We start from the raw sequence: 19,053 nt of genomic DNA, 5'->3' as shown, positions 1-19,053 counted from the left end.
TACGCCATTCCCTCTGCAGGTAATGCGAAGGGGGATTGCGCAGGCCGTCCGGTGCCGGCTTGTATATTTATTGAGCTGTGATAGTGTCCGGAAACGCCTCAACCCATCGAGGCCCGTGAAAACCCCGCCTTTTTCTGGCGGGGTTTTGCTTTTTTGTGCAGAAGAAAGGAGTCTGCCTGGATCATGACCGTACCTTCTATCACCCTTACCCGTCTGGACGTGCAACGTCTGGAGCGCCTGATCGACAGCCTGGATGACTCGCTGCCGGGCGTTATCGCGCTGCAAACCGAGCTGGATCGCGCCGATACACTGGTCGGTCACGATGAAGTGCCCGCTGATGTCGTGACCATGAATTCGCGCGTGCATTGCCGCGAAGAAATCAGTGGCAAGGACTATCACCTGACGCTGGTTTATCCCAAGGATGCCAATGCCGACGAAGGCAAGATTTCCATTCTGGCGCCGGTGGGCAGTGCCTTGCTCGGCCTGAAAGTCGGTCAGCACATTGACTGGCCCGCACCGGGTGGCAAGACCCTGAAACTGACGCTGCTGGAAGTTGAATCGCAGCCAGCCAATGGCGGCGACTGCTCATTCTAAAAGACTTAGACCTGCTCGAGCGCTTCGTTCAAGGCGCGCTCCAGGTCGGCCTTGTAGCGTAGATACAGATTGCTTGAACTCTGCCCATCACCGAGCAGGCCTGTCAGGTCCAGGTCGGTGATGTAGCAGCGGTAGCGTTCAGTCTCGCGGCGCTGGTTGATGATCTCCCGGGCGACCACGCTGAACAACTGATCGCCATACTCCAACTCCGAAAACTCCCGTTGATTGCAATACAGCGTGACCTGCACCTGCCCCGGTGCGGCTTTGCCGATGATTGCCTGGACGTCATAGAACGGTTTGTTGACCGGGGTTTGCGGCGCTGGCCGGGTTTCAACCCGCCGTGCCCGGCCGGGGCCGGACGGCAATAGTTGGTAATACAGCGTGTCGAGGCTTAGCGGCTGGGCGGCGTCCATCGGCAGCAAAGCGTCGCGGCGATACAGGATCGATTGCAGGAAGCGTTGCAGCGGCACCAACAGGCTTTGTTCGTCGTGATAGGGCAGGCGCTGCTGCCATAACGCATTGAATTCATCCAGCACGTACAGATCGGCCTGCTGCTCGTTGATCCGGTAGAACACCTGAATGCACTCGGGCTGACCCATCGGCAGCAGCAGCGCGAGGTCTTGTTCTTCGAGGGCCATCGGGTCCAGGTGCAGCGGGCTGTAGCTCGCCAGCTCTTCGCCAAGGTAGTCGAACAGCGCCGGCAGGGTAGCGAGGGCGACGTGGTTGACCTGGCCGGGCACCAGTTCCAGCACGTGGTAATGCTGCTGGACCTGAAACAGGTAGCGATGATTGAGTTTGCTCAACAGCAGGTTTTGCGCGGTGTCGATGATGGCTTCGACGCGCTGGGCGATGAACTGCGCGCGGTTGTGGCAGAAACAGCGGACCCGCAAGCGCGGCTGCTGTGGCCCTTTGGGCAGGTTGTTGAGGTAGTCGCGCAGGCAGTCGAGCAGGGCGTGAGGGCCGTCATAGCGACTGACCAGCACTTCGTTCCAACTGTTGAGGGTGACCTGATCGAGGGTCAGCACCAGGTTCTCCCGCACGCCCGCGTAACTCAGGGAGTCGGTGCGCTCGGTGGTCATCAGGATGTTCAGATCGCGATGATGCTTGAGCGGATCGACGCCGACGTTCACCAGAATCAGCACTTCGCTGGGCACGCTGGGACGCAACAGCGGTTCTTCGGCAACGGTGGTCAGGGGCAGGGCGATGGTCTGTTGCAGGCTGCCGAGCAGGTTGAACAGTTCGAACTCGCTCAAATCGCTGCTGCCGGGGTGCAAGGCCAGGCGGGTGCTGCTGTCGATCACGCCGTTGCGGTGGCACCAGGTCAACAGTTCGAGCAATTGGCGGCTGCGTTTGATCGGCGCGAAATGTTCCCACTCATGGGCGGTCAGGCTGCCGTTGTACAAACCCCATTGGGTTTGCCCGGGTTCTTTTTTGTTCGGCGCCTGCACCAGCGTCAGGGTGTCTTCGGCCAGGTCCGGGGCGATGCCCGGGTTAATGAATTCGACCTTGTCGGCCTTGCGCTCGAACGCTGCGTACAGCCTTCGGCCGAGCACATTGAGGTCGCGCTTGTTAATCAGGCTGACGGTTTGCTCGGCGCGGGCGAATTGGGTCAGGAAGCGGTAGCTGTAATTCAGTTCATTGACCAGGGCTCGGCGCTCGGCACTGACCTGACGGACTTTCCACTGACTGCGACTGTCGAGCAGCGCCAGCTGCCGTTGATCCCAATGCCATTCGTTGGCCAGGCGTTCCAATAGTGAACGCTGCCAACTTGCGGTGCGACTGCTGCTGCCGGTCAGCTTGCGATTGACCTTCAGGTATAGCGCGCGGCGTACCAGTTCCAGGCGTTCGGGCTCGCCACGGGCAGTCAGGTATTCCTCGATGCGCCGGTAGACCACGATGTACGGGTCTAGCTCATCGAGGTCCAGCCGATTGGCAAATACGGCCTGTTTGAAACGCAGGCTCAGGCAATGGACCTTTGGGTGCTCGCTGGCGTAAACCTCGGTCAACAGCAGCTTGAGCACCGACTTGTAGGGCGACTCGATGCCCTTGAACAACTGCCACAGCCCGGCGCCGATGAATTCCCCTGGCGGAATGTGCGCCAGATGCCCGAGGTCCAGGGTTTCGTCAGCGCGGATGAAGCGCTTGGAAATCAGCGTGTGGGTGTACTGGTCGTAACCGGCCTCTTCGTAGACCGGCACCAGCCACCAGATCGGTGTGCGCCCGGCCAGCCAGATTGCGGTGCGATAGAACTCGTCCAGCAGCAAATAGTGCTGGGTGGTGCCGCAGTCTTCCGAACTCAGTTGAGTATCCCGTTCGCCGCGCACGAAGCGGGTCGGGTCGATCAGGAAGAAATGCGCCTCGGCACCCTGGCTGGCGGCCCAGACTTCGAGTAACTGGCATTTCTTGCGCAGCTCGGCGAGTTCGTTTTCGCTCAAGTCCGGGGCGTGGCAAACCCACACGTCCATGTCACTTTGATCGGCCTGGGCGAGGGTGCCGAGGCTGCCCATCAAAAACAGCCCGTGAATCGGCCGTGGTGGATTGCTGCCGTGGCGTGGCTTGTAGGAAAACGAACGGGTCAGCCGTTGGGCTTCGGCGAGCACATTGTTGTCGGGTTCGTAGTTCGACAGCCCGGCCGGCGTGCTGCCGGAAACGTAGCCCGGCAACAGCGGATGATTGACGTGGAAAAACAGCGGCAGCAAGGTCAAGACCCCTTGCTGGCGCGTCGACAACCCTTCCATGGCCCTGGCCATGCGGCCTTCATTAAGCTTCAGAAAACGTGCGCGCAGCTGGCTGAGAACCTTGCGGTCGATTCCCTCGTCCAGATCGGGGCGAATTTCATGGGTGCGGGTCATGTCAGCTCAAACCGGCTCGCGAGGCTCGGACGTGGGGGACTACGGATGACGGGCAGTTTAGCGCCTCGGCCCCGGGACTTTTAAGCTGAATTTGTGTTTCTGGCGTCAGATCTCTATCGCGAGGCGACAGAATGCCCGCGGAAATCCCGTGGAAGGGGTTTCCGTGGGCGATGCGGTGGTGCTTAGGCTGTTTCCTGGACGCTCAGAATGGTCAGGACGGTTTGTATATTTTGCGCGGCGTCACGACCCAGGCTGGTCAGGTAACCGCCATCGGGCTGGTCGATCAGGTCTTTCTCATACAGGCGTTGGGCGGCGGCAATCGCTTTCGGGGCAGCGGTCTGATGGATTTTCAAACCTTCCTGGGAACTATCCAGGTTGAAGAGGGCGAGGATTTCCAGTTCGGCAACCAACTCAGGGGTAAGCGACATAAGGACTCCAGACTTTCTAGGAATTAGACGACAGCGCCCCTAAGGTGAGCCCACTCGTGCGGCATGTCCAGTGCTGGCAGCAGGGTTTTTTCGCCTCGGGAAGCATTCCCCGGCGGGTGGTGTGGCGGCGGGGTGGTTACGAGTGTAGTCAGGGTCTGGGGGAAGGCAGGAATGAAGGGTGACAATTTGTGTATGTGCAGGCGTGTGTGGTGAAGACTGGGCTTTTGTGGCAAAGGAGCTTGCCTGTGGCGAGGGGGCTTGCCCCCGTTCGGCTGCGCAGCAGTCGCAAAGAGCTGGGCCGCTACGCGACCCAACGGGGGCAAGCCCCTCGCCACAAAAGCCCCGCCGACAAGTTAGGGCTTACTTCTTCTCTGGCGGCAGCTCTGGCAGGGCGCGCAGGGCGGTTTCGTACCATTCGGTATTGAACGCGCGGTCTTCTTCGAGGATCGCGTCGATTTCCACTGCCAGCACGTGGGCCATCAGGTTGAGGATTTCTTCACGCTCGTAACCCACCAGGGTCAGCTTGTTGAAGGTTGCCTTGGCGGCTGGCGGGTTGTCGCTTTCGATCTGGTTTTCAATCGCTTCGATCAAAGTGTTCTCGGCGAACTCTTCTTCGTCGATCTCGATATCAGTTGGCTCGCTCATGGCAGGCTCCTCAAGTTAAGGCGGGCAGTTTACCTGCATTCAACGCTGTGATGCTGCTGGCAAGAAACGCTTGAGCGTTCTATAAAAGGCACCTGCCAACCCCGCACGGCCTGGAGGCTATGTGATGCTCAAGCTTTATGGATTTTCCGTCAGCAACTACTACAACATGGTGAAGCTGGCGCTGCTGGAGAAGGGACTGCCGTTTGAAGAAGTCCTGTTTTACCCGGGACCGAGCCCTGAGGCGCTGCTTATAAGCCCGCGCGGGAAGATTCCGGTGCTGGGCGTCGAACAGGGCTTCGTCAACGAAACCAGTGTGATCCTCGAGTACCTCGAACAAAGCCAGAAAGGCACGCCGCTGCTGCCGAGCGATCCCTTTGAGCGGTCGCGAGTGCTGGCGCTGGCCAAGGAAATCGAGCTGTACATCGAATTGCCGGGCCGCGCCTGTTATCCCGAAGCGTTTTTCGGCATGACCGTGCCTGAGGCGATCAAGGACAAGACCAAGGCCGAGTTGCTGCTGGGCTTCGCTTCGCTGGGCAGGCACGCCAAGTTCGCCCCTTACGTGGCAGGTGAGAGCCTGAGCATTGCGGATTTGTATTTCCTCTACAGCGTGCCGCTGGCCTGTGCGGTCGGGCAGAAGCTGTTCGGTATTGATCTGTTGGCCGAGATACCGGCGGCCAAGGCGCTGCTGGAGCGTCTGGAGCAGAACCCGCATGTACAGCGGATTGCAGCGGACAAGGATGCGGCGATGCCAGGGTTTTTGGCGATGGTCGCGTCCAAGAAGTAGGTTTTTGTAGCGTCTTCAAGAATGCATTCGCGGGCAAGCCCGCTCCCACATTGGATCTGGTGTACACAGCATGTGTGTTCACCACCGAACTAATGTGGGAGCGGGCTTGCTCGCGAAGCTTTTGGCGGTTTAACGGCTAGCTAACAACGCCTGGCCGCGAACCACTGCTTTCTTGACCTGCGCCGGCGCAGTGCCGCCGATATGGTCACGGGCATTCACCGAGCCTTCCAGGGTCAGCACGGCAAACACGTCCTGATCGATCTGGTCGCTGAACTTGCGCAGCTCTTCCAGGCTCATTTCCGCCAGGTCCTTGCCGCTTTCCACGCCGTACTTCACCGCATGGCCAACGATTTCGTGGCAGTCACGGAACGGCAGGCCGCGGCGCACCAGGTAATCCGCCAGGTCAGTGGCGGTGGAGAAGCCGCGCAGCGCCGCTTCGCGCATGATTGCGTGCTTGGGTTTGATCGCCGGGATCATGTCGGCAAAGGCTCGCAGCGAGTCGCGCAGGGTGTCGGCGGCGTCGAACAGCGGCTCTTTATCTTCCTGGTTGTCCTTGTTGTAGGCCAATGGCTGGCCTTTCATCAGGGTCAGCAGACCCATCAGTGCACCGAATACGCGACCCGTCTTGCCGCGAACCAGCTCCGGCACGTCCGGGTTTTTCTTTTGCGGCATGATCGAGCTGCCGGTGCAGAAGCGGTCCGGCAGATCGATGAACTGGAATTGCGCGCTGGTCCACAGCACCAGCTCTTCGGAGAAACGCGACAAGTGCATCATCGCGATGCTCGCGGCGGAGCAGAACTCGATGGCGAAGTCGCGATCGGAGACGTTGTCCAGGGAGTTGCCGCCGACAGCGTCGAAGCCCAGCAACTGCGCGGTGAACTCACGGTCGATCGGGTAAGTAGTGCCGGCCAGCGCGGCGCTGCCCAACGGCATGCGGTTGGTGCGCTTGCGGCAGTCCACCAGACGCTCGTAGTCGCGGCTGAGCATTTCGAACCAGGCCAGCATGTGGTGCCCGAAGGTCACCGGCTGCGCGGTTTGCAGGTGGGTGAAGCCCGGCATGATGCTGCCGGCTTCGCGCTCGGCCTGCTCCAGCAAGCCTTTTTGCAGGCGAGTGATTTCGGCCAGGATCAGGTCGATCTCGTCACGCAGCCACAGGCGGATGTCGGTGGCGACCTGGTCGTTGCGGCTACGGCCGGTGTGCAGCTTTTTACCGGTCACGCCGATGCGGTCGGTCAGGCGCGCCTCGATGTTCATGTGTACGTCTTCGAGGTCGATGCGCCAGTCGAACTGGCCGGCCTCGATTTCACCCTGGATGGTCTTCAGGCCATCGGTGATGCTGTCGCGCTCGGCATCGGTCAGCACGCCGACCTTGGCCAGCATGGTGGCGTGGGCGATCGAGCCCATGATGTCGTGGCGATACAGGCGCTGGTCGAAAGTGACGGAGGCGGTGAAGCGGGCGACGAAGGCGTCGACGGGTTCACTGAAGCGGCCGCCCCAGGACTGATTGGTCTTGTCAGTGCTCATGAATTCGCTCGTATCGGCTTGAAGAAAGTTGGCGTTGAACGCTGTGGCGGATAATAACAGGGTTGCCAATCCTGTCGCTGACACTGGTCGATACGTTTTTTCTCATGTGCAGGGCCATACTCGGGGCAACACTGGAGGGAATTGCGCAACGATATTTTTCATTTGAGCAATATCGCGCCGGCAACCGTCTACAGTTGGACAGTAGGAACAGCGCACTTCTCTACGCTGTGGCTGACTATAAGAAGAGGGGGTGTTCGTATTGTGTATCAGCAAACCCTACGGCGATGCCTCGCCAACGCGGGCCCGGGCCGCCAATCGCCCGGCAGATGAAAATTTAGCCGCCGGTCTCGCGGCACTTTTTGGCCCTCGCGCCAGTCTTAGCGTGGATCGCGGTGACGGATGTCACTTCACCTGTCTACGCTATCCTTGTGCGAGACTCACGCAGGAATCCAGCGCAATATGAATGTCCTGATCGTTGATGACGAACCCCTAGCCCGCGAGCGCCTGAGCCGAATGGTCGGCGAACTCGAGGGATACAGTGTCATGGAGCCCGGCGCCACGAACGGCGAAGAGGCGTTGGCGCTGATCGACAGCCACAAGCCGGATATCGTGCTGCTCGATGTCCGCATGCCGGGCCTTGATGGTCTGCAAGTGGCTGCACGATTGTGCGAGCGCGAAACACCGCCAGCTGTGGTGTTTTGCACCGGTCCCGATGAATTCGCCGTGGAGGCCTTGCAGGCCAGCGGTGTCGGTTATCTGGTCAAGCCGGTGCGCGCCGAGCAATTGCTCGAGGCCTTGAAGAAGGCCGAGCGCCCCAATCGTGTCCAGCTTGCCGCCCTGACTCGCCCGGCTGCCGAAACAGGTAGCGGCCCGCGCAGTCACATCAGTGCCCGCACCCGCAAAGGCATCGAGCTGATCCCATTGGGGCAGGTGGTCTATTTCATTGCTGACCACAAGTACGTGACCTTGCGCCACGAAGGCGGCGAAGTGCTGCTGGATGAACCGCTCAAGGCTCTTGAAGACGAATTCGGCGACCGTTTCGTGCGGATCCACCGCAACGCCCTGGTTGCCCGCGAACGTATCGAGCGCCTGCAACGCACGCCGTTGGGGCATTTCCAGCTGTTTCTCAAAGGCCTGAACGGCGACGCGCTGATTGTCAGCCGCCGTCACGTGGCCGGCGTGCGCAAAATGATGCAGCAGCTTTAATCCGCCATTCACAGGCGGATTTCACACCCAATTGCCGGATGTTGAAGGCCAGGGAGGCCGTGCAGTTCCTGATACAAGTCAAAGTGGATTTGACTGAGCTGTTATTATCCGCCGTATCTATTCAGTACGGATTGATCCATGTCCTCTCGCGAAATCCGCATCGCCACCCGTAAAAGTGCGCTGGCCCTATGGCAGGCCGAATACGTTAAAGCTCGCCTGGAAGAAGCCCATCCGGGCTTGCAGGTAACGCTGGTGCCCATGGTCAGTCGCGGCGACAAGCTGCTCGACTCGCCACTGTCGAAAATCGGCGGCAAAGGCCTGTTCGTCAAGGAACTGGAAACCGCGCTGCTGGAAAACGAAGCCGACATCGCCGTGCACTCAATGAAAGACGTGCCGATGGACTTCCCCGAAGGCCTCGGTCTGTTCTGCATCTGCGAGCGCGAAGACCCGCGCGATGCCTTCGTTTCCAACACCTACGCCAGCCTGGATGAGTTGCCTCAGGGCAGCATCGTCGGCACCTCCAGCTTACGCCGTCAGGCCCAGTTGCTGACCCGCCGTCCGGACCTGGAAATACGTTTCCTGCGCGGTAACGTCAACACGCGTCTGGCCAAGCTCGACGCCGGCGAATACGACGCCATCATCCTCGCCGCCGCCGGTTTGATTCGCCTGGGTTTCGAAGATCGCATCACCTCGGCCATCAGCGTCGACGACAGCCTGCCTGCCGGTGGCCAAGGCGCGGTCGGTATCGAATGCCGTAGCGTCGATAGCGAAATCCACGCCTTGCTGGCGCCCCTGCATCACCAGGACACCGCCACCCGCGTCACGGCCGAACGTGCCCTGAACAAACATCTGAATGGTGGCTGCCAGGTACCGATTGCCTGCTACGCCGTGCTTGAAGGCGATCAAATCTGGTTGCGTGGGCTGGTGGGCGATCCAAGCGGTGGCCTGCTGCTTAACGCCGAGGCCCGTGCGCCGCGCAGTGAAGCTGAATCGCTGGGTGTGCAGGTCGCCGAAGATCTGCTGAGCCAGGGCGCCGGCGACATTCTGAAAGCGGTCTACGGCGAGGCAGGTCACGAGTGACCGGCTGGCGTCTGCTGCTGACGCGCCCCGCAGATGAGTCGGCGGCGCTGAGCAGCGTGTTGGCCGAGCAGGGGGTTTTCAGCAGTTGTCTGCCGCTTTTGGAGATAGAGCCGATTGCGCCCTCTGACACAATGCGCGCAGTGATAGCGGGTCTGGATCGCTACTGTGCGGTGATTGTGGTCAGCAAGCCGGCCGCCAGAATCGGCATCGATCTGCTCGGCCAGTGTTGGCCGCAGCCACCGAAGTTGAAGTGGTTCAGCGTGGGCGTTGCGACGGCTCAAATCCTAGAGGCTTCCGGCCTGGATGTAAGTTTCCCGGCCGAGGGCGATGACAGCGAAGCCTTGCTTGAACTTCCCGAGTTGCGCGAGGCTATCGCCCGGCCCGATCCGCGAGTGTTGATCATGCGCGGGGAGGGCGGGCGCGAGTTGCTGGCTGAGCGTTTACGCGAGCTTGGTGCTAGTGTCGATTATCTGGAGTTGTATCGTCGCGGCTTGCCGCACTATGCGACGGCTGCGTTGCCGGACCGGATCGAAGCGGAACGCTTGAACGGACTGGTGGTCAGCAGTGGACAGGGTTTCGAGCACCTGCACCAATTGGCCGGCGATGCCTGGCCACGGTTGGCGCGGTTGCCGTTGTTTGTTCCAAGCCCAAGAGTCGCCGAGCTGGCACGTGCCGCCGGGGCTCAAACAGTTGTGGATTGTCGTGGCGCGAACGCCGCGGCTTTGCTGACGGCGTTACGGGAGCAACCCGTACCCGTTCTCTAATGCAAAGGATGGATACGTGAGCGAAACAGCCTTGCCTAAAGATGACGTCCAGCCGGTGCTCGATGCACCTGTTGAAACACCACCACCTGCTGCTGTGCAGCGCCGAGGCAATGGCCTGGCAATCGTCGCACTGTTGTTGGGTGCCGCTGGGGTCGCCGTGGGCGGTTGGGGTGTCTGGCAGGTACGTCACCTGCAAGCCAATACTCAAGCGCAGTTGAGCCAGGTCCAGGCCTTGAGCGATCAGGCACAAAGCCTGAAACTCAGTGATCAGCGCCTGACCGCACGCCTGGAGCAACTGCCTGCCGCCGACGAGCTGGAAGACCGCCGTCGTCTGGTGACGCAGTTGCAAGGCGATCAACAACGCTTGAATCAAAAGCTGGAAAGCGTCCTCGGCGCCAGCCGCAAGGATTGGCGTCTGGCCGAGGCCGAGCACTTGCTGCGTCTGGCCAGCCTGCGTCTTTCGGCATTGCAGGACATCAGCAGCGCCCAGGCCCTGGTGCAGGGCGCCGACGAAATTCTCCGCGAACAGAACGACCCCGGCGCCTTTGCCGCCCGCGAACAAGTGGCCAAGACCCTGGTGGCCTTGCGCAGCACCGAGCAGCCGGACCGCACCGGGTTGTTCCTGAAACTGGGTGCCTTGCGAGACCAGGTGATCAACCTCACCGAGCTGGCGCCGGAGTACAAGGACCGTGGCGAATCGCTGTTGGGCCTGACCGCCGATGGCGATGGCGCCAGTCGTTGGGCGCAATGGTGGGATGAGATCTCGCGTTACATCCGTATTGACTTCAACGCTGAAAAGAATGTTCGTCCTTTGCTGGCCGGGCAGGGTTTGAGCCAGGTCCGTCTGGCCTTGAGTCTGGCGCTGGAGCAGGCGCAGTGGGCTGCGCTCAATGGTCAGGCGCCGGTGTATACCCAGGCGCTGACCGAAGCGCGGGACGTGCTCAAGGGCAACTTCAATGCGGACAACCCGCAGAGCAAGGTGATGCTTGAGCAGGTTGGCGAGTTGAGCACGCAGCCGGTTACGGTCGTCACGCCAGACCTGACGGGCACGTTGAGTGCGGTCCAGGCCTATCTTGAACGACGCAATGTCAGTGCCGAGGACTCGATCAAGCCGCTGGCCAAACCTGCTGCGGACACCGCGCAGGAGGCCACGCCATGAAACGCCTCTATGTGATCGTGTTTCTGGTCATCGCCGCCGCCGGGGTGCTGGGGTTGGCGATTGCCGAGCACTCGGGCTACGTGCTGATCGCCTACAAGAGCTTCCGTTACGAGTCGAGTCTGTGGGCGACCCTGGCCTTGCTGGCCGTGCTCTGGTTGGTGTTTTGGGGCATCAAGGCGTTGATCGAGTTGGTGACGACCTCCAGCGGCGTGGTCAATCCGTGGTCCCGTCGCAATCGCAGCCGCCGGGTGCAAGTCGCCATCGAGCATGGCCAGCTGGACCTCGCCGAAGGTCGTTGGGCCAGTGCCCAGCGTCATCTGTACCGGGCCGCAGAAGCCGAGCGTCAACCACTGCTGTACTACCTCGGTGCGGCACGTGCCGCCAACGAACAAGGTCACTACGAGGAATGCGACAACCTGCTGGAGCGCGCCCTCGAGCGCCAGCCCCAGGCCGAGTTGGCGATTGCCTTGAGTCACGCGCAATTGCAGACCGACCGTGGTGATACCGAAGGCGCCCTGGCGACGCTGGAAGCCATGCACGAGCGTCACCCACACAACGTGCAGACTTTGCGTCAGCTACAGCGCCTGCATCAGCAGCGGGGCGACTGGTCGGCAGTCATTCGGCTGCTGCCGGAGCTGCGCAAGGACAAAGTCTTGCCTGTCGCCGAACTAGCTGAGCTGGAGCGTCGGGCCTGGGGTCAAAACCTCAGCCTTGCAGCGCGCGGTGAAGAAGACGGGACGGTCGGGTTGCAGTCACTCACCCGCGCCTGGCAACAGCTTACTAATGCTCAGCGCCAGGAACCGCAATTGGTGCTGGCCTATGCTGAACAACTGCGCCAGTTGGGCGCTCAGGTCGAGGCTGAAGAAATCCTGCGTGCGGCGCTCAAGCGCAACTTTGACAGTCATCTGGCACGTCTCTACGGACTAGTACGCGGTAGCGATCCGGCGCGGCAGTTGCAAACCGCCGAGGGCTGGCTCAAGGATCACCCGGCCGACCCGAGCTTGCTGTTGACCTTGGGCCGCCTGTGCCTGCAAAGCAGCCTTTGGGGCAAGGCCCGGGACTATCTGGAAAGTAGCCTGCGCCTGCAGCGCAACCCGGAAGCCTGTGCGGAGCTCGCCAGGTTGCTGGCACAGTTGGGCGATACCGAGCGCAGCAACCAACTGTTCCAGGAAGGCCTTGTCCTGCTGGACGAGCGCCTGCTGGCGGCACCGCTGCCGGTACCTGTTCGGGCCTGACATCCAGGATTCAGGATTTGGCATAAACCTGTGGCGGGGGAGCTTGCTCCCGCTGAGGTGCGAAGCGCCTTCAAAAGGGACTGCTGTGCAGTCCAACGGGAGCAAGCTCCCTCGCCACAGGCAAGCTCCCACTCCACAAAGTGCTGTGTTCAGTCGCACGATGTTTACCTTTGTAGCCCTGTATCGGAAACGTCCTACCGAGGGCTGCATCTTATCCTCTCTATTCTGTCGGGAATTCCCTACACCTCTGGTGAAGTGTCCGTGCCGGCCTGCCTTGAAAGGCTGCCGCGCTTTCCTCTACCGTAACCGCCTGTCTCTACTGTTACGGATTAGCCATGTCTTTGGCCTGCTCACGCTCCTTGTTTTTCATGGCTTTCACCGCAGGTGCCCTGGCCTTGGGCGTTTCCTATTACCTCGAATATGTGGTCGGGCTCAAACCCTGCGGGCTGTGTTTATTGCAGCGCGGTTGCCTGGCGCTGCTCCTGGTTGTTTACCTGGTGGCTTCGGTACATGGTCCGCGACGATTCGGTTCTTTCGTCTATTGGCTGCTTGGTTTGTCCGCCAGCCTGGGCGGGACTGTCGCGGCGTGGCGGCAGGTGTTGTTGCAGAGTGATCCGCAGCAACAACTCTCGCTCTGTTCGCCCAATCTGGAAGCTTGGTTCGGGAGTATGCCTTGGGGCTGCGCCGTACAAAGGCTGTTCAAGGGCACTGACGACTGCGCCGAGATCTCGTGGACCTTGTTTGATCTGAGCATCCCCGAATGGAGTCTGCTGTTCTTCGTCGCGATGCTGATCCTGGGGATTTACCAGTTACTGCGCCACGTCTGGATCGCCTGTCAGGGACCGCCCAGCGGCGAGTCGTCGCACCGGGCCGGGACGGGTGATTAAACACTTGTATGAACTTTATCTCCTGCGTACCTTGAAGCCATTGTCGTGCGGGCATAATCTGGCCCGCACGTGTCATTGGAATTATGTTGCTCGATGACGCTCTGCCTGGCCGATCCTTGACCCTCAAGAGTGCGGCAGGTGTAGAGCAGCATGACCCACATAGGGAAGAGAGATCACCATGCTCGAAAGTTGTCAGAATGCTCAGGAACGCTGGGGTGGAGTGCATCTGCTGATCGATCGCTGGTTGCAGGAGCGTCACGAACTGGTTCGGGCCTATGATGCTCTCGGCGCGAAGCCTGAAGCTCTGGGCGAGAACCGCAAGCCGTTGCAGGAATTTTGCGGGGTGCTGGTCGATTACGTATCGGCGGGGCATTTCGAAATCTACGAACAGCTCACCGGTGAAGCCAAGGCCTTTGGTGACACTCGTGGTCTGGAGTTGGCCGAGACCATCTATCCGCGCATCGACGTCATCACCGAGAAGCTGCTGGCGTTCAACGACCTGTGTGATGCAGGCCAGTGCGTAGCCGAGAAATTCAAGGAGCTGGGTGGCCTGCTGCACGAACGCTTCGAACTGGAAGACTGTCTGATCGAAGTGCTGCACACCGCTCACAAGGAAGAGGATTCGGTTCAGGCCTGAACCCTTTCCGGCAATACGCTAAAAACGGTGCGCTTTGCGCGCCGTTTTTCGTTTCCGCTATCAGCTGGTGGCGCCGCGTAATTCGACTTCGAATACCAGCGGCGTGAACGGTGCGATCAGGTCACCGGCACCGTCGGCGCCATAGGCCTGGGCCGATGGAATCACCAGACGCCATTTTGCCCCCACCGGCATATTTTGCAGCGCACTGCGCCAGCCAGTGATCACGCTGTCGAGACTGAACCACTGCGGTTGGCTGTTCTGATCGAACACCGTGCCGTCAGGCAGGCGACCGATGTACAACACTTGAACCTTGCCATTTGGCCCGGCCTTCGCGCCGGTACCTGGCGTCAGCTCCGTCATCAACACGCCATCGGCCAATTCATGAACGCCGGGCCTGGCTTTTTCTTCGGTGAGAAAGCGCTGCTCTTTTTCCAGGGCTTCTTCGCTTTGTGGTGCAGGTGGTTGCAAGGCGATCTGGGCTTCGTGGTCCGCAAGGATCTGTTCGATCTGCGCGTCCTTCAGTGCCAGGGGTTTGCCTTGATAGGCTTGCTGCAACCCTTCGATCAGCGCTTGAAGTTGCAGGTCGGGAACCTCCTGGCGCAAGCGTTCGCCGAGACTTGCGCCTAAGCTGTAAGCGAGATCGTGAGCATCATTCTCAGCGGTTTTTTCGGCGGCTTGAACGGTGGAAAAACACACGAGCAGGGATAAAAAAAGGTAGCGCGACATGGGCACTCTCCGACCTCAGATGCGGGGGATTATGCCAGCGAGAATGGGTTAAACGGTGAACTGCTTTTGCGCAGATGCAGAACATTTTCAATCCGGTGCAACGCCGCGCTTTCGATACTGTCAACATGACCTAGCGGCGGTGTCAGCAGAGGTCTAGTATGAGCCGCATTCACGTCAGCCAGGAGGTAAACCATGTCGGCCACCAAGAAGCCTGTAAATACTCCGTTGCACTTACTCCAACAACTTTCGGGCAGCCTGCTCGAGCATTTGGAAACCGCTTGTTCCCAAGCCTTGGCTGATGCTGAAAAACTGCTCGCCAAACTGGAAAAGCAGCGCGGAAAAGCGCAAGAAAAACTGCACAAATCCCGTACCAAATTGCAGGACGCTGCGGCGGCCGGCAAAGCCAAGGCACAAGCCAAGGCCAAGGACGGAGTGAAGCAACTCGAAGACCTGCTCGATGCTTTGAAGGATCGTCAGTCCGAGACCCGCACCTACATTCTGCAACTCAAGCGCGATGCTCAAGAAAGCCTGAAACTGGCCCAGGGCGTCGGTCGCGTACAAGAGGCTGTCAGCAAGGCGTTGTCCCTGCGTTCGGCCAAGCCAGCTGCGGCACCTGCCAAGAAAGCCGCTGCCAAACCGGTTGCTGCAAAAGCAGCCGCCAAGCCTGCTGCCAAACCGGCTGCTAAAGCACCGGCCAAAGCCGCAGCAAAACCTGCAGCGAAAAAACCGGTTGCTGCCAGCGCTGCGAAACCAGCTGCTAAAGCAACGACTGCCAAACCGACTGCTGTAAAAACTGCCGCTGCCAAACCGGCTGCAAAACCAGCCGCTAAACCTGCAGCAAAACCTGCAGCAAAACCAGCGGCCAAAACCGCAGCAGCGAAACCTGCTGCCAAGCCGGCCGCCAAGCCGGTCGCGGCTAAAACTGCTGCCAAATCGGTTGCTGCAAAAGCACCGGCCAAGCCTGCAGTAAAACCAGCGGCCAAAACTGCAGCCGCCAAGCCGGTTGCTAAAACTGCTGCTGCAAAACCGGCTACTGCCAGCGCTGCCAAACCAGCCGCGGCCAAACCCGCTGCGAAGCCAGTGGCTGCGAAACCGGCTGCAAAACCAGCTGCCGCCAAACCAGCAGTGAAAAAACCAGTCGCCGCCAAACCGGCTACCGCGCCAGTCGCCAAGCCAGCCACCCCGGCTGCGGCAGCATCGTCTGCTCCAGCTGCAACCACCTCGACCACCACCGCTGCGCCAACCCCGGCAGCCGCGTCGAGCACTGCGACCACCCCAACCAGCGCTTCCTAAGCGCCGGTTACCGCGACGCGCAGCTGATGCAGCGCGTCGCGGTCCAGGTTGGCGGCGCCCGCCGCCACACCTTCCAGCCAGGCCGATCGTTCGGTCACGTCATTTTGCGGCCAACTCCGGGCCGTACGCTCCAGTTGCAACAACAGATGCCGTTCGGCTTCCAGCTCCAGTGCCTTGATTTGCTCGCGTAACGCATTCAGTTCGGCGTCGTCAGCGGCGGCGGCTTTCCATTGCTGGCGTAACGTGCGCATCGGTTGCACGACATTCACCTCCCAGGGCTCGGCCACCTGAAAAAGTTGCTGCAAGCGTTGCTCGGTGCAGTCCACAGCCCTTTGTTCCAGCCACAGGCCACAGAGCAGCAGGCAGACATTTGCTCCCGCCGATTGCAATTGCAGGCACAGGCTTTCAACGCCGGGGCGGGCGTAAGTGCCAAGGGAAAAGCTCCACAGGTCAGAGGACATAGTGCTACTCGCGCCAGTTGCGAGCGAAGCTGGTAGACTCCGCCGCCATTATGATTCGACTTCAGAACCTGACTTTACAGCGTGGCCCGCAACGTCTGCTAGAAGACGCCGAGCTGACCCTGCACGCCGGCCACAAAGCCGGCCTCATCGGTGCCAATGGCGCCGGCAAATCGAGCCTGTTCGCCTTGCTTTTGGGTGACCTGCACCCGGATTCGGGTGACTGCTTGCTGCCGGGCGACTGGCGCATCGCCCACATGCGCCAGGAGATCGACACCCTCGATCGCATCGCAGTCGACTACGTGCTCGATGGCGACCTGCGCCTGCGTGAGGTGCAACGCGACCTCGCCGCCGCCGAAGCGGCCCATGACGGTGCCGCTCAGGCGCGCCTGCACGCCGAACTCGACAGCGCCGACGGTTACACCGCCGACGCCCGGGCGCGCAAGCTACTGGCCGGTTTGGGCTTCACCAACGATCAGATGGATCGTCAGGTCGCAGATTTCTCCGGTGGCTGGCGGATGCGTCTGAACCTGGCGCAGGCGTTGATGTGCCCTTCGGACCTGTTGCTGCTCGATGAACCGACCAACCACTTGGACCTCGACGCCATCATCTGGCTCGAAGAGTGGCTTAAAAGCTATCCTGGCACGTTGATGCTGATTTCCCACGACCGGGACTTCCTCGACGCCGTGGTCGATCACGTGGCCCACGTCGATCAGCGCAAGATCACGCTCTATCGCGGCGGCTACAGCGCCTTCGAACGTGCCCGTGCCGAACGTCTGGCCCAGCAACAGCAGGCCTACGAGAAGCAGCAGGCGCAACGTGCGCACATGGAAAGCTACATCGCCCGCTTCAAGGCCCAGGCCACCAAGGCCCGTCAGGCCCAGAGCCGGATCAAGGCGCTGGAGCGGATGGAAGAGCTGTCCGCTGCTCACGTCGATTCGCCGTTCGACTTCGTTTTCCGCGAATCGCACAAAATCTCCAGCCCGTTGATTGATATCTCCGATGCTCGCCTGGGTTATGGCGAGCGAGCCGTGCTGGAGAAGGTCAAGCTGCAACTGACCCCCGGCGCGCGCATCGGTTTGCTCGGCCCCAACGGTGCCGGTAAATCGACCCTGATCAAAAACCTCGCCGGTGAACTCGAGCCGTTGTCCGGGCGCCTGACCCGTGGCGAGAACACCGTGGTCGGCTACTTCGCCCAGCATCAGTTGGACTCGCTCGACTCCAAGGCCAGCCCACTGCTACACATGCAGCGCCTGGCACCGACGGAGCGTGAGCAGACCTTGCGCGACTTCCTCGGCGGTTTCGACTTCCGCGGTGCGCGTATCGATGAGCCGGTGCTGAATTTTTCCGGCGGCGAGAAGGCCCGTCTGGCGCTGGCGTTGATCGCCTGGGGCCGGCCGAACCTGCTTGCTGCTCGACGAACCGACCAACCACCTCGACCTGGAAATGCGCCTGGCGCTGACCATGGCGTTGCAGGAATTCAGTGGTGCGGTACTGGTGGTCTCCCACGATCGTCATTTGCTCAAAAGCACCACCGACAATTTCTATCTGGTGGCGGACGGCAAGGTTGAAGAGTTCGACGGCGACCTGGAGGACTACACCCGCTGGCTGGTGGAGTATCGCCAGCGCAATGCCCCGGTCAGCAACACGCCGGTGAACCCGGACAAAACCGACAAGAAGGCTCAGCGTCAGGCTGCCGCTGCGTTGCGTCAGCAACTGGCGCCACATAAGCGTGAAGCCGACAAGCTCGAAGCCGAGTTGGGCAAGCTGCACGAGAAACTGGCGAAGATCGATGCCAGCCTCGGCGACAGCGATATCTACGAACCGGCGCGCAAGAACGAGTTGCGTGATCTGCTGGCCGAACAGGCCAAGCTGAAGGTGCGTGAAGCGCAACTGGAAGAATCCTGGATGGAAGCCCTGGAACTGCTGGAAAGCATGCAGGCGGAGTTGGAGGCGCTGTCCTGATGGACGCCTTCAAACTGCCGTTGCCGGCGATGTGGGTCGAGCCGATTTTGCTCGGCGTGCAAATCCTGCTGATCCTGCTGGCCGGGTATTTTGCTCAGCGCTTCGTCGCCAAATGCCTGACTCGCCTGGGCGAACGTTATCCGTTTCCGCCACAACTGCTGATGCCGCTGCGTGGTGGACTGCGCTGGCTGATCATGGGCAGCGCGTTGATTTTCGTGCTGGAGCGCCTCGGTGTTTCGGCCACGGTACTCTGGACTGCGTTGTCCGGGTTCGTGGCGGTGGCTGCGGTGGCGTTCTTCGCCATGTGGAGCGTGCTCTCCAATCTGCTGTGCGCGATCCTGATCTTCACTGTCGGCCCGTTCCGCATCGGTGATGTGGTCGAGTTGGTGGACACCCTCGACAAGCCCGGCGTCAAAGGCCGGGTGGTGGCGATCAATTTGCTGTTTACCACGTTGATCGAGGCTGAAGAGGCCGGGACTGGCAGTGCGATGGTGCAGGTGCCTAACAGCCTGTTCTTCCAGCGCTCGGTTCGCCGCTGGCGCGGGTCGGATGTTTTCCCTTCCAGCGGCTTCGAAAAGTAAGCCTTCTGTTGCCTGATACACCGCTATCGCGAGCAAGCCCGCTCCCACATTGGATCTTCAGTAGACATCACATGAGTGAACAACACTGATCTACTGTGGGAGCGGGCTTGCTCGCGAAGTGGCCCTAAAGCCATAAACGCTGGTCGGCAGTCACCCTGTCCGACAAAAAATCGGTAGTCATTGCGCCAAAGCCGCATTAGCTTAGACGTCTGTCACGAGTCTGAGTCGAGGTGTG

The 19,053-nt window shown here is 60.6% G+C and carries 17 protein-coding genes and 1 pseudogene; 12 read left to right on the top strand and 6 right to left on the bottom strand.

What is annotated here, in order from left to right:
* Positions 1–183: 183 nt before the first annotated feature.
* Positions 184–594 (top strand): nucleoside diphosphate kinase regulator, encoded by a 411-nt coding sequence (gene rnk, locus RHM58_RS07085; protein WP_201198839.1) that lies wholly within the window; start codon positions 184–186, stop codon positions 592–594.
* Between the two features lie 5 nt (positions 595–599).
* Here rnk and RHM58_RS07080 read toward each other — a convergent pair whose 3' ends face one another.
* The 3 genes from RHM58_RS07080 to RHM58_RS07070 all read right to left on the bottom strand — a co-directional run bounded on the left by RHM58_RS07080 (position 600) and on the right by RHM58_RS07070 (position 4,519).
* Complete coding sequence (locus tag RHM58_RS07080) at positions 600–3,446, bottom strand: class I adenylate cyclase (RefSeq protein WP_322269941.1); 2,847 nt, start codon at positions 3,444–3,446, stop codon at positions 600–602.
* A 182-nt stretch (positions 3,447–3,628) separates the two neighbouring features.
* Positions 3,629–3,874: a TIGR02647 family protein gene (locus RHM58_RS07075; RefSeq protein WP_150748704.1), complete on the bottom strand. Its 246-nt coding sequence runs from the start codon at positions 3,872–3,874 to the stop codon at positions 3,629–3,631.
* 360 nt (positions 3,875–4,234) lie between these two features.
* Entirely contained in the window at positions 4,235–4,519 is a 285-nt protein-coding gene (locus RHM58_RS07070) for a hypothetical protein (RefSeq protein WP_007894899.1), read from the bottom strand.
* A gap of 124 nt (positions 4,520–4,643) precedes the next feature.
* Here RHM58_RS07070 and RHM58_RS07065 point away from each other — a divergent pair, with 124 nt between their 5' ends.
* Positions 4,644–5,303 (top strand): glutathione S-transferase, encoded by a 660-nt coding sequence (locus RHM58_RS07065; protein WP_201198834.1) that lies wholly within the window; start codon positions 4,644–4,646, stop codon positions 5,301–5,303.
* 129 nt (positions 5,304–5,432) lie between these two features.
* On the opposite strand, the gene argH is transcribed toward RHM58_RS07065, so the two are convergent.
* Positions 5,433–6,827, bottom strand: a complete 1,395-nt coding sequence (argH, locus tag RHM58_RS07060; RefSeq protein ID WP_201198833.1) for an argininosuccinate lyase — start codon at positions 6,825–6,827, stop codon at positions 5,433–5,435.
* 459 nt (positions 6,828–7,286) lie between these two features.
* On the opposite strand from argH, the gene RHM58_RS07055 reads away from it, so the two are divergent.
* The 7 genes from RHM58_RS07055 (at position 7,287) to RHM58_RS07025 (ending at position 13,795) form a co-directional block, all read left to right on the top strand.
* Positions 7,287–8,033, top strand: coding sequence for a LytR/AlgR family response regulator transcription factor (locus RHM58_RS07055; RefSeq protein WP_201198832.1), 747 nt, complete (start codon positions 7,287–7,289; stop codon positions 8,031–8,033).
* A gap of 138 nt (positions 8,034–8,171) precedes the next feature.
* On the top strand, positions 8,172–9,113 hold the full coding sequence (hemC, locus tag RHM58_RS07050; protein WP_322269940.1) for a hydroxymethylbilane synthase: 942 nt from the start codon (positions 8,172–8,174) through the stop codon (positions 9,111–9,113).
* On the top strand, positions 9,110–9,877 hold the full coding sequence (locus RHM58_RS07045) for a uroporphyrinogen-III synthase (protein WP_201198826.1): 768 nt from the start codon (positions 9,110–9,112) through the stop codon (positions 9,875–9,877). Before hemC ends, RHM58_RS07045 begins: the two co-directional genes overlap by 4 nt.
* Positions 9,878–9,893: 16 nt before the next feature.
* Entirely contained in the window at positions 9,894–11,036 is a 1,143-nt protein-coding gene (locus RHM58_RS07040; RefSeq protein ID WP_201198824.1) for a uroporphyrinogen-III C-methyltransferase, read from the top strand.
* Positions 11,033–12,271: a heme biosynthesis protein HemY gene (locus RHM58_RS07035; protein ID WP_201198822.1), complete on the top strand. Its 1,239-nt coding sequence runs from the start codon at positions 11,033–11,035 to the stop codon at positions 12,269–12,271. The genes RHM58_RS07040 and RHM58_RS07035 overlap by 4 nt, the downstream gene beginning before the upstream one ends.
* A 335-nt stretch (positions 12,272–12,606) precedes the next feature.
* Positions 12,607–13,158 (top strand): disulfide bond formation protein B, encoded by a 552-nt coding sequence (locus RHM58_RS07030; protein WP_201198820.1) that lies wholly within the window; start codon positions 12,607–12,609, stop codon positions 13,156–13,158.
* 178 nt (positions 13,159–13,336) lie between these two features.
* Positions 13,337–13,795 (top strand): Rsd/AlgQ family anti-sigma factor, encoded by a 459-nt coding sequence (locus RHM58_RS07025; RefSeq protein WP_046045098.1) that lies wholly within the window; start codon positions 13,337–13,339, stop codon positions 13,793–13,795.
* Between the two features lie 60 nt (positions 13,796–13,855).
* On the opposite strand, the gene RHM58_RS07020 is transcribed toward RHM58_RS07025, so the two are convergent.
* Positions 13,856–14,521 carry an FKBP-type peptidyl-prolyl cis-trans isomerase gene (locus RHM58_RS07020; RefSeq protein WP_201255708.1) on the bottom strand — a complete coding sequence of 222 codons (666 nt, stop codon included), beginning with the start codon at positions 14,519–14,521 and terminating at the stop codon, positions 13,856–13,858.
* Between the two features lie 192 nt (positions 14,522–14,713).
* Here RHM58_RS07020 and RHM58_RS07015 point away from each other — a divergent pair, with 192 nt between their 5' ends.
* A complete protein-coding gene (locus RHM58_RS07015; protein ID WP_322269939.1) occupies positions 14,714–15,814 on the top strand; it encodes an AlgP family protein in 1,101 nt (366 codons plus the stop codon).
* Here RHM58_RS07015 and RHM58_RS07010 read toward each other — a convergent pair.
* Positions 15,811–16,275 carry a TIGR02444 family protein gene (locus RHM58_RS07010; protein WP_322269938.1) on the bottom strand — a complete coding sequence of 155 codons (465 nt, stop codon included), beginning with the start codon at positions 16,273–16,275 and terminating at the stop codon, positions 15,811–15,813. The genes RHM58_RS07015 and RHM58_RS07010 overlap by 4 nt on opposite strands.
* A 50-nt stretch (positions 16,276–16,325) precedes the next feature.
* Here RHM58_RS07010 and RHM58_RS07005 point away from each other — a divergent pair.
* Positions 16,326–18,237 (top strand): annotated as a pseudogene (locus RHM58_RS07005) (ATP-binding cassette domain-containing protein).
* Entirely contained in the window at positions 18,237–18,818 is a 582-nt protein-coding gene (locus RHM58_RS07000; protein ID WP_201198803.1) for a mechanosensitive ion channel family protein, read from the top strand. The pseudogene RHM58_RS07005 and the gene RHM58_RS07000 overlap by 1 nt, the downstream one beginning before the upstream one ends.
* Positions 18,819–19,053: the final 235 nt, after the last annotated feature.

The sequence above is a fragment of the Pseudomonas sp. 10S4 genome, assembly GCF_034344865.1.
Lineage (GTDB): Bacteria > Pseudomonadota > Gammaproteobacteria > Pseudomonadales > Pseudomonadaceae > Aquipseudomonas.
Note: the sequence above shows the minus strand (reverse complement) of the source record. Positions and strands in the feature narration are given on the sequence as shown.

What these genes read in the sequence shown, in the direction of transcription:
- RHM58_RS07065 (WP_201198834.1), top strand. Translation starts at nt 4,644, where the DNA reads ATGCTCAAGCTTTATGGATTTTCCGTCAGCAACTACTACAACATGGTG.
- RHM58_RS07015 (WP_322269939.1), top strand. Translation starts at nt 14,714, where the DNA reads ATGTCGGCCACCAAGAAGCCTGTAAATACTCCGTTGCACTTACTCCAA.
- RHM58_RS07035 (WP_201198822.1), top strand. Translation starts at nt 11,033, where the DNA reads ATGAAACGCCTCTATGTGATCGTGTTTCTGGTCATCGCCGCCGCCGGG.
- RHM58_RS07010 (WP_322269938.1), bottom strand. Translation starts at nt 16,275, where the DNA reads ATGTCCTCTGACCTGTGGAGCTTTTCCCTTGGCACTTACGCCCGCCCC.
- argH (WP_201198833.1), bottom strand. Translation starts at nt 6,827, where the DNA reads ATGAGCACTGACAAGACCAATCAGTCCTGGGGCGGCCGCTTCAGTGAA.
- RHM58_RS07075 (WP_150748704.1), bottom strand. Translation starts at nt 3,874, where the DNA reads ATGTCGCTTACCCCTGAGTTGGTTGCCGAACTGGAAATCCTCGCCCTC.
- RHM58_RS07025 (WP_046045098.1), top strand. Translation starts at nt 13,337, where the DNA reads ATGCTCGAAAGTTGTCAGAATGCTCAGGAACGCTGGGGTGGAGTGCAT.
- RHM58_RS07020 (WP_201255708.1), bottom strand. Translation starts at nt 14,521, where the DNA reads ATGTCGCGCTACCTTTTTTTATCCCTGCTCGTGTGTTTTTCCACCGTT.
- RHM58_RS07070 (WP_007894899.1), bottom strand. Translation starts at nt 4,519, where the DNA reads ATGAGCGAGCCAACTGATATCGAGATCGACGAAGAAGAGTTCGCCGAG.
- RHM58_RS07030 (WP_201198820.1), top strand. Translation starts at nt 12,607, where the DNA reads ATGTCTTTGGCCTGCTCACGCTCCTTGTTTTTCATGGCTTTCACCGCA.
- RHM58_RS07000 (WP_201198803.1), top strand. Translation starts at nt 18,237, where the DNA reads ATGGACGCCTTCAAACTGCCGTTGCCGGCGATGTGGGTCGAGCCGATT.
- rnk (WP_201198839.1), top strand. Translation starts at nt 184, where the DNA reads ATGACCGTACCTTCTATCACCCTTACCCGTCTGGACGTGCAACGTCTG.
- RHM58_RS07055 (WP_201198832.1), top strand. Translation starts at nt 7,287, where the DNA reads ATGAATGTCCTGATCGTTGATGACGAACCCCTAGCCCGCGAGCGCCTG.
- hemC (WP_322269940.1), top strand. Translation starts at nt 8,172, where the DNA reads ATGTCCTCTCGCGAAATCCGCATCGCCACCCGTAAAAGTGCGCTGGCC.
- RHM58_RS07080 (WP_322269941.1), bottom strand. Translation starts at nt 3,446, where the DNA reads ATGACCCGCACCCATGAAATTCGCCCCGATCTGGACGAGGGAATCGAC.